The sequence below is a fragment of the Bradyrhizobium manausense genome (assembly GCF_001440035.1).
In the GTDB taxonomy this organism is placed as follows: domain Bacteria; phylum Pseudomonadota; class Alphaproteobacteria; order Rhizobiales; family Xanthobacteraceae; genus Bradyrhizobium; species Bradyrhizobium manausense.
In genome coordinates this window covers 126141-134763 of record NZ_LJYG01000101.1, presented here as the reverse complement: position 1 = coordinate 134763, position 8623 = coordinate 126141, and the positions used below count along the sequence as shown (strand labels likewise).

Genomic DNA, 8623 nt, shown 5'->3' with positions numbered 1-8623 from the left:
CATCCACGTTTTTAGTGCGGCTTCGAAGGACATGATGGCCGGGACAAGCCCGGCCATGACGATGTAGGAACGGTGCGGCCTACTTCGCCGTCTCCACGCCTGCGTCCTTGATCACCTTCGCCCACTTCTTGGTCTCATCCGCGATGAAGGCGCGAAAATGCTCCGGCTCGTCGCCAACTAGCGTTGCGCCCTGCTGGGCGAGCTTCTCCTTCACTGCGGGATCCGCCATCGCCTTGGTCCCGAGGTCATGCAGCGCGGCGACGATCTCTTTCGGCGTGCCCTTGGGCGCCACCATGCCGTACCAGTTCTCGATGCGCAGATCGGGAAAGCCGGCTTCCTTCGTGGTCGGCACCTCCGGCGCCGTGGGTGTGCGCTCGGCGGAGCCGACCGCCATCGGCCGCAGCGCTCCGGCCTTGACCTGCGGCAGCAGCGCCGGGAGATCGAGGAATGTCATCTGCACCTGCTGGCCCAAGAGATCGTTCACCGCCGGCGCGGCGCCGCGATAGGGCACGTGCACGATGTCGATCCTGGCCGTCAGCTTGAACAATTCGCCGGCGAGGTTTGGCAGGCTGCCGGGTCCGGTCGAGGCGAAGTTGAGTTTTCCGGGCTGCGCTTTCGCGAGCGCAATCAATTCGCCGAGGTCCTTTGCCGGCACGTTGCTGGCGACGACGAGCATTTCCGGCACGGTCGCAACCAGGGTTATCGGCGTGAGATCGGTGAGCGTGTCGTAGGCGACCTTCTCCATGCTCGGGCTGATCGCGAGCGCGCCGGCGCTGGTGATCGCGATGGTGTAGCCGTCGGGCGCGGCCTTGGCCACCGCATCGGTCCCGAGCACGCCGCCCTGGCCGCCGCGATTGTCGATCAGCACCGGCTGGCCCGACAGCTCCGACATGCGCTGGCCGATCACGCGGGCGATGATGTCGTTGGGGCCGCCGGCCGGGAACGGCACAATCAGCTTGATCGGTTTCGCCGGAAAATTCTGGGCGGAGGCGAGGGTCGGAAACAGAAGCAGGATCGAGAGGAGGAGCTTACGCCAATTAGTCATGCAAGCCCCTCGCTCGCCTACGCATTGAGCAACTTCAGTGCTTCTTCGTGAACTCTTGCATCGCCCGCCGCGACGATGCGGCCGCCGCCTTGGGCCGGCTTGCCTTCCCAGGTGGTTACGACGCCGCCGGCGCCGGTCACGATCGGGATCAGCGCTGCGATGTCATAAGGCTTCAGCTCGGTCTCGACCACGAGATCGACATGGCCGGCGGCCAGCATGCAATAGGAATAGCAATCGCCGCCATAACGCGACAGCCGCGCACCCTGCTCGATGCGGCCGAAAATGGCGCGGTCGCGCTCGTTCATCAGCAAGGGAGAGGTGGTGTAGGTCGTCGCCTCCGACAGCGAGGCGCAGCGGCGGACCTGCAGCCGGCGTTCACTGGTGGGGCCTTTGTAATTGGCCGAGCCGTTGTCGCCGGAAAAGCGCTCGCCGATGAAGGGCTGGTGCATCATGCCGTAAACCGGCGTGCCCTTGTGCAGAAGCGCGATCAGCGTGCCCCAGATCGGAAAGCCGCCGATGAAGGACTTGGTGCCGTCGATGGGGTCGAGCACCCAGACATAGTCGGCGTCCTCGCGCTCATTGCCGAATTCCTCGCCGACGATGCCGTGCTGGGGGAAGCTCGCCTTGATCAGCCGTCGCATCACCGCCTCGGCGGCGCGATCGGCCTCGGTCACCGGATCGAAATCCTTGGTCTTGCTCTTGTCGTCGATCGACAGCGAGGTGCGGAAGAACGGCAGGATGGTCTCGCCGGAGGCAGTGGCGAGCCGTCCGATGAAGGCTGAGAAATCGATCACCGTCACGGCGCATCCTCAAAACGAAAGTTGGCTGAAGCTCGCATCTGCCTAGCTCAATTCGCCGCTTGCGTGCAGCGCTGTCTTGATTTGCACCCTGGTATTTTGGGTCCGGCGACCGGTCGGCCCGGCAAGCCAAATAGTCAGACGATTGGCGAGCCATCTGCTGGCCAAATATCGATCATTGAGTTGAAAACTTAGTTCCGAACATGCCTTGTTCGTATGCAAGCGACTATCAACCCATTGAATTTCCTTATCAAAGAAACTGAATCTGGGTTTCTCTGGGAGCAACTGAGCCATGTGTTTTTGCATGGGAAACGGCTCAAAAGCCCTTGCACTTTGTGCGGCGCGGCCGCATATTGTTGCGGTGCGGTAGCGCTTCTCGCGTTACCGCTGCCCTCCTTGGGCGTTTCCTCCCTAGACTTGGGCCGCTTGCGTCATTCGCGAGCGGCCCTTTTTTCTTGTCTGTCTGTTTTCAGTTTGGCGCGCGATCTCAAGCCAAACGCAAACGCCTTCGCGTCAATCGCAGGCAAGGTGATCGTTCGAACCCGCGCGTCTATTCCGCCGCGGCCTGGAACGGGCCGAGATCGCCGAACGGGATCGTGGTCGCCAGCACCTCGGCGAGAACGCCGAAATCGCTCGCCACTTGCGCAAAGCGCGGGCTGCGCTCGCGGCGGCGCTCATCCATGTAGATCGCGCGGTTGAACTCGAGCTGCACGGCATGCAGGCCGCTTGCAGGGTTGCCGTAGTGCTCGGTGATGAACCCGCCGGCATAGGGCTTGTTGCGGCCGATCGAATAGCCGAGCCCCGTCATGGTCTCCTCGACGCGGTCGGGCAGCAGCGGCGTGCAGCTCGTGCCGTAGCGGTCGCCGATCACGACGTCGGGGCGGCGCGGCTCGTCCCTGCTGACGCCGACCGAGGGCATCGAGTGGCAGTCGACCAGCACCACGGTGCCGAACATCTGGTGCACCTTGTTGATCAGCCGGCGCAGCGCGCGGTGGTAGGGCTTGTACAGCGTCTCGATCCGCGCCAGCGCGTCGTCGACCGCGATGCGGTCGCGATAGATCTCCTGGCCGTCGCCGACCACGCGCGGAATCGTGCCTAATCCGCCGGCGACCCGCATCGAGCGGGTGTTGGCGAAGCTCGGCAGGCGGCCGGTGAACATGCGGGGGTCGAGCTCATAGGGCTCTCTGTTGACGTCGACATAGGAGCGGGGAAAGTTGACCCGCACGGTCGGAAACCCGCGTGCGCTCAAATGGCCGATCAGCTCGTCCATGAAGGAGTCTTCCGAGCGCCGCAGCGTCGGCAGGTCGATCCGGGATGCGTTCAGGAATTCGTCCGGGTAGGTCGAGCCGGAATGGGGCGAGTTGAAGATAACAGGCGCGCGCCACTCGGCGGGCTCCACGATCTCGAAGGCTGGCGACACCTCGCCGTCAAACCGGGTCATCTTCTCAGGCTTCGTCCCTTCACGCCGCACGATCCAGCATGGGTCCAGATCGGGTGATTCGGCCGATCGAGCGGCTCTTATGTGTCGCCATTGTCCGGAATCGCAACCATTCTGCCAAGCGAAAAAGCGTGATCCGCGCTGGAACATGTCTTAACCGTGTGGGCAGGCAGGCGTGGATGCGTGGGCGCACCGGAATTGATTCGCCGCCCGTTCCGGTTCACAACACCTCGCAGTGGCGAGCCCATAGGGTTAAGATTTTCACCCCAAATTTACCCTCTGTCGGGCTTAGTAACCTCTGCATATCCTCTGGGGATCGACGTTCCGCCCATGCCAAAAATCCTGCTCGCCGAAGACGACAACGACATGCGCCGTTTCCTGGTCAAGGCGCTGGAAAACGCCGGTTTTCAGGTCTCGTCCCATGACAACGGCATGGCCGCCTATCAGCGCTTGCGGGAAGAGCCGTTCGAGATGCTGCTGACCGACATCGTGATGCCCGAGATGGACGGCATCGAGCTCGCCCGCCGGGCCTCGGAACTCGACCCCGACATCAAGATCATGTTCATCACCGGCTTTGCCGCAGTCGCCCTGAACTCGGATTCGGACGCCCCCAAGAACGCCAAGGTGCTGTCGAAGCCCGTTCACCTCCGAGAATTGGTGAGCGAAGTGAACAAGATGCTGGCGGCCTAAATCGGCCGCGTTCCGTCCTTGCGCCGGCTCCCCTGAGCCGTTATAGGACCCCCACCCGACCTATCCGGACGATTAGGGCACGTAGCTCAGCGGGAGAGCACTACCTTGACATGGTAGGGGTCACAGGTTCGATCCCTGTCGTGCCCACCATCCTCTTCAATGATTTAGGCGTTCGGCGCCCGAGGCCTGAAGGGGTGGTTTCCACGAAATTTCCACGAAGGCCCATTTTCGCTCGGGCCGGCCCGCCCAGATGAAGCCGGCCGCCCCAAGGCGGTCGCTTGGTTTCCAGACCCCTGGAGAAGGATGCCGAAGCATAACCTCGCTTTCCGGTGGGGCCGGTGATCAATCACTCGTCTGGCGAGACTCATCCGAACGCGAACCATGCCAGCACGGCAAATATCGGGATAAGTGCCACGCCGAACAGTACGAGGGGCGACGGCTCGTTGCCTGTGCGGTCATCCCTCATGTTCTAGTTCCTCGGAGAAAACCCCGCGACGGAGGCGAAGCGGGCTTGCCCTGCTATGAGGAGATGCGTGGTCCACCCGCAGAATGAATGCCCGCTCGGGAGATCAGTTCCTAAAGACAAGATCTCGGACGCGCTTGATTTTGCCGGCTAGGCAAGTCGTCGAGGTAGACTGTTGTGAATGGTGCAGGCCGCTACTGCGGCGTGGCCAAAGGCGACAGAGATTTGGTGCAGATCGACGACAAGATCTCCAACACCGTAGAGACCGGCGATCGAGGTCCGTTGGTGATCGTCGACCGTGAGATAGCCCCCATCGGTATGCGCTGCGCCAAGCGATAGTGCGAGTTGCGAGCGAACCTCGGCGCCCATGGCCGGGTATATGACATCGAACTCGACCGCCGTGTCGGCAAGCACGGCCTCTAGCTTGTCACCGGAGCGTCTTAAGCTCACGTCTGGCGCATGGATGAGGGAAATATCGGTTTCGGCAAGCACGGATGCCAAACCGTCCCCATTCATGCGGGTCGCGAGCACGGTCACGTCCGTAGAGAAGCCGCGCAGAAATAGTGCCTTGGGCGTCGCTTGGTCTAGCGGCCCCACCACCGCGACACGACGGCCCGTCGCTTCATAGGCGTCACATACGGGGCAATACCGCAACAGTCCCTCAGCGACCGCAAGGCGCCATTGTTCACATGTCGGATGGATGTCGACGATCCCGCAAGCGAGCACGACCGTCGCGGCATCGGCGCCTCCACCGGTCCAGGTTACCTGAAATCCATCCTGAGCTTTTTCGAGCGACGTGACCTCGGCACGGACCAGCGGCACCTTTAGCTCCGCGAGTTGCGCGGTCATGCGCGCCAGAAGCTCCGTTCCGGGTAATCCGCCGGCAAAACCCGGTAGATTGTGGCTGCGGGGGATGAGGGCGGCCCGACTTGCTCCGGCATCAATCACGCAAACGCTGCGGCGGAAGCGGGCCAGGTAGATGGCAGTCATCAGTCCCGCGGGCCCGCCGCCGACGATCACGCAATCGAGCGACATCGCATCCTCATATGAACCATGTCATGACCAATCCGATGCTGGCGGCAAAGATCACAATCACTGTCGCACAAGACAGGATGTTGAGCGGCAGGCTATTGACCTTGTCGCCCATGATACGGCGGTTGTTCGTTATCATCAGGATGAACAGAAGCAGTGGCGGCGTCGAAAACCCCTGCACGATGCCGGAATAGATCAAGGCTCGCATCGGGTTGAGGCCCAGGAAGTTCAAACAGGCAGCGGCGGCCGTAAAGGCTGTGATGACGAGGTAAAATGCCGGCGCTTCGCTGGGCTTCTCATGAAGGCTGCTCTTCCAGCCCAAGACTTGACACAGGTCATAGGCCGCGCCCGTTGTCATGACCGGAATAGCGAGAAAGCCGACCGCGATGATGCCGACGGCAAACAGGATGCCTGCAGCGTCACCCGCAAGTGGACGCAAGGCCTCGGCGGCTTGCGTTGCGGAATCTATGTTGGTCTGGCCGGCCTTGAACAACGTGGCTCCGGTCGCCAGGATGATGAAGTACATGATGACGTTGGAGAACAGCATCCCTGTCAGGATATCGATCCGGGATTTGTGCAAGTCGGACTCGCTGGAGCCTTGGCGCTCCCTCAATTTGACTCGCCCCTGGGCAATCTTCTCCTCGACTTCAACGTTGGACTGCCAGGTGTAAAGATAAGCCGAGAGGCTCGTGCCGATGATCGCGACGAGAATGGATAGGAAATCACGTGAGAAGTGGATCGTCGGTACAAGCGTTCCACGCAGGACTTCCCAGGGGTCGGGCCTCGCAAGCAACGCCGAGGCCACGTAAGCAAAGAGAGCGAGAGCAAGCCATCGGAAGATGTTCCGGATGAGTTCGTAGGAGCCGCATAGCTGGAGCGCCACGATCATTGCGGCAATGATGACAACGATAATGGGTGTTGCAATTGGAATGAACAGCTGGAGGGCCGCTGCCATTCCGCCGAGGTCTGCCGCCGCCTCGATGGTGTTTCCGATCAGGACTCCGATCAACGTGGGCCACAGGATCCAGCCCGGATAGATCTCCCGGATGACATGAAACAGACCTTTCCCGCTGACCTGCCCCAGTTTGGACGAGAGATACACGACCGCGAACATCATGGGGAAGGTCACCGGCGCGGTCCATAGAAGTGCCGTGCCGAATTGAGCGCCTGCGCTCGCGTAAGTCCCGATCGCAGAACAGTCGTCATCTGCTGCGCCGGTCACCACCCCCAGACCAACTGCACGCGCAAAGCGGCGGTGACCTGAACTACCCGTGGTTGGCTCTGATGGCTCCTCGGCGCGCTCTGCTTGGGGCATCAACAAGCCACTGCTGCTAGACTCTTGCACATCTGCGGAGCCAATCTCGTCCCGATGCAATAGTTCCTGCAGCCTGGGTGCCGGCGGCAACTGGATTGTGCCGCACTTAACGTTTGTGAATGTGGATCAAGCAACGCTCTGTTAGCTTAGCCGATGACTTGGGGGATGCTGCTGACGCTCTACGCGGGCGAGGCGGCTGCTTCCATGGACATTCTTTATTGCCGGCTTGTTCGTGGGGCAGGTCATGTTGCTTTCCGAAAGATTTAGTGAGCGAACCATCTCCAACATGGATGTCGCATTGGAGCGGGCTTGCAGGCTGATGCCGTTGACGTTCGAAGGACATCCAGCGCGGAGATATGTCGCAGAAAAGATCGTCGAATGTGCCGCTCGGCACACACAGACGCTCGGGGGAATGACGGAGGCCGCAAGACGGGCTGTGGCTGAACTGGCGGCCGAGATAGTGGAGATGGATTGACGATCTGCGCCGCTGTCTCCACTCCTGATCCTACGACAGCCGCATCGCGAGATCTGGTCGTCCGGAAGATCTAGCCGATCGATAACGTGGCGGCCGAGGTCGTGCACATCAGCGGAGCCGATTGGTCAGAGCCCGACAGGCACGCCGAGGCGTCCGAGGCCCGGCAGCTTGAGCGCGGGACGCCGGATATCAAATCCGAGAACGGCGCCGAAGACGTTTATCTCCAGGCCTTCGACCCATCCGACCGTGAGCCCCGCATATCCGCCAAGCGAAGCGAAGACGCCGGTGCCGGATGGCGTCAGGCCGATCCAATGGCCGTCATACGGGAAGTCCTTGCCGATAGCAGTCGGCGGCAGGACGGCCCGAAGCTCCGGTACGGCATCGAGCGCGGCCTGCACGAAGGTATTCGAGTTGGGGCCGGGCCACGCGCTGTAGTCGCCGTAGGCTCGAAACCTGTAGTTCTCGATCACGTACCGGATCTTGGGAATGAGTGCCGCAGCCCGGTCCCCATCGATCGCGACGATGGTCTCGGGCATGGCGCCGAACCATCGCCCGTCGGGGGCGAAACCGTTCGCGCGGATCGGCTCGCCCCAGGCGGTGTAGTCGTATCGGCTGTACGTTGCCGCGCCCTTTTCCTTCACCACGATCCAGGTATGTACCGCGAATATGCTGCGCCAGCGAACGGTTCGCGCAGCGAAGACGCGGACCACCGCATCCGGATGGGTCGCTGCGGCCGGCAACAAGCCGGCGCTGGAGCGATCGGCGGTTTGCCAGTTGCCGCGGCCATCGCCAAGCCAAAGATACCGCGCAGCCGATGCGGCGAGCGGCACGAAGATGAGAACAAGAAAGACAAGCAAGATTTTTTTCACGTGGTGCTGCGGAGAAGCTGGCCACATATAAGCCGGATCTTTGCTGGCGCCACAGATGCTGCCGTTGACGAGGTCTCGATTGACCTGATCCGGCGAGCTGACACGCCTTCAGAACAGCCCGCTGGGCGACACGCTGTGCGGGCGACTGCCGAATGGAATCGGCTTGGCATCATCGCAGTCCCAGGAACTCTTGCTCATGATGGAAGCTTGAATCCGCGGGTCAGCGTCGCGCCCGATGGCTGGCCTGCGCGGCCCCGCCTCAAAGTCCCCCAAGCCCCCAAAGGGTGGGGCCGCGCTTCACGACAGGAGATGCAATTGTCCGAGCCGAGCGAGCAAGAGATCAGAGAGCGCGCCCACCAATTGTGGGAGCGCGCCGGCCAGCCCGAAGGCCGCGAGGAAGAGTTCTGGCACGCGGCCGAGCAAGAGCTGCGCAACGAGGATCGATCCAACACGCTGCGGACGCCGGATACGCTATGATCAGGCCGTGCCGCTTCTGCCG

General features: G+C 61.9%; 8 protein-coding genes and 1 tRNA gene. 3 read left to right on the top strand and 6 right to left on the bottom strand.

Annotated features, from left to right (window positions below; all coding sequences use genetic code 11):
- Positions 1-79 precede the first annotated feature (79 nt).
- From AOQ71_RS25665 to AOQ71_RS25655, 3 genes are all read right to left on the bottom strand, one after another.
- Complete coding sequence (locus tag AOQ71_RS25665; protein WP_057752778.1) at positions 80-1045, bottom strand: Bug family tripartite tricarboxylate transporter substrate binding protein; 966 nt, start codon at positions 1043-1045, stop codon at positions 80-82.
- A gap of 17 nt (positions 1046-1062) precedes the next feature.
- Positions 1063-1845: a histidinol-phosphatase gene (gene hisN / locus AOQ71_RS25660; protein WP_057752773.1), complete on the bottom strand. Its 783-nt coding sequence runs from the start codon at positions 1843-1845 to the stop codon at positions 1063-1065.
- A gap of 547 nt (positions 1846-2392) precedes the next feature.
- The gene (locus AOQ71_RS25655; protein ID WP_057752771.1) at positions 2393-3283 is read right to left on the bottom strand and encodes an N-formylglutamate amidohydrolase; all 891 of its coding nucleotides are present in this window, start codon (positions 3281-3283) and stop codon (positions 2393-2395) included.
- 327 nt (positions 3284-3610) lie between these two features.
- Here AOQ71_RS25655 and cpdR point away from each other — a divergent pair, with 327 nt between their 5' ends.
- Positions 3611-3970 carry a cell cycle two-component system response regulator CpdR gene (cpdR, locus tag AOQ71_RS25650; protein ID WP_007597092.1) on the top strand — a complete coding sequence of 120 codons (360 nt, stop codon included), beginning with the start codon at positions 3611-3613 and terminating at the stop codon, positions 3968-3970.
- A gap of 75 nt (positions 3971-4045) precedes the next feature.
- Positions 4046-4120 (top strand) — tRNA-Val (locus tag AOQ71_RS25645).
- A 463-nt stretch (positions 4121-4583) separates the two neighbouring features.
- Here AOQ71_RS25645 and AOQ71_RS25640 read toward each other — a convergent pair.
- From AOQ71_RS25640 to AOQ71_RS25625, 3 genes are all read right to left on the bottom strand, one after another.
- Complete coding sequence (locus AOQ71_RS25640) at positions 4584-5468, bottom strand: NAD(P)/FAD-dependent oxidoreductase (RefSeq protein ID WP_057752769.1); 885 nt, start codon at positions 5466-5468, stop codon at positions 4584-4586.
- Positions 5469-5475: 7 nt separating this feature from the next.
- Positions 5476-6780, bottom strand: a complete 1305-nt coding sequence (locus AOQ71_RS25635; protein WP_083514498.1) for an NRAMP family divalent metal transporter — start codon at positions 6778-6780, stop codon at positions 5476-5478.
- Between the two features lie 600 nt (positions 6781-7380).
- Complete coding sequence (locus tag AOQ71_RS25625; protein WP_057752929.1) at positions 7381-8112, bottom strand: DUF3750 domain-containing protein; 732 nt, start codon at positions 8110-8112, stop codon at positions 7381-7383.
- A gap of 321 nt (positions 8113-8433) precedes the next feature.
- On the opposite strand from AOQ71_RS25625, the gene AOQ71_RS43865 reads away from it, so the two are divergent.
- Positions 8434-8601 (top strand): DUF2934 domain-containing protein, encoded by a 168-nt coding sequence (locus tag AOQ71_RS43865; protein WP_430648650.1) that lies wholly within the window; start codon positions 8434-8436, stop codon positions 8599-8601.
- Positions 8602-8623 lie beyond the last annotated feature (22 nt).

Excerpts from the sequence above, each read along its gene's own strand:
- AOQ71_RS25665 (WP_057752778.1), bottom strand. The coding sequence starts at position 1,045 with ATGACTAATTGGCGTAAGCTCCTCCTCTCGATCCTGCTTCTGTTTCCG.
- AOQ71_RS25655 (WP_057752771.1), bottom strand. The coding sequence starts at position 3,283 with ATGACCCGGTTTGACGGCGAGGTGTCGCCAGCCTTCGAGATCGTGGAG.
- cpdR (WP_007597092.1), top strand. The coding sequence starts at position 3,611 with ATGCCAAAAATCCTGCTCGCCGAAGACGACAACGACATGCGCCGTTTC.
- AOQ71_RS25640 (WP_057752769.1), bottom strand. The coding sequence starts at position 5,468 with ATGTCGCTCGATTGCGTGATCGTCGGCGGCGGGCCCGCGGGACTGATG.
- AOQ71_RS25635 (WP_083514498.1), bottom strand. The coding sequence starts at position 6,780 with ATGCCCCAAGCAGAGCGCGCCGAGGAGCCATCAGAGCCAACCACGGGT.
- AOQ71_RS43865 (WP_430648650.1), top strand. The coding sequence starts at position 8,434 with ATGCAATTGTCCGAGCCGAGCGAGCAAGAGATCAGAGAGCGCGCCCAC.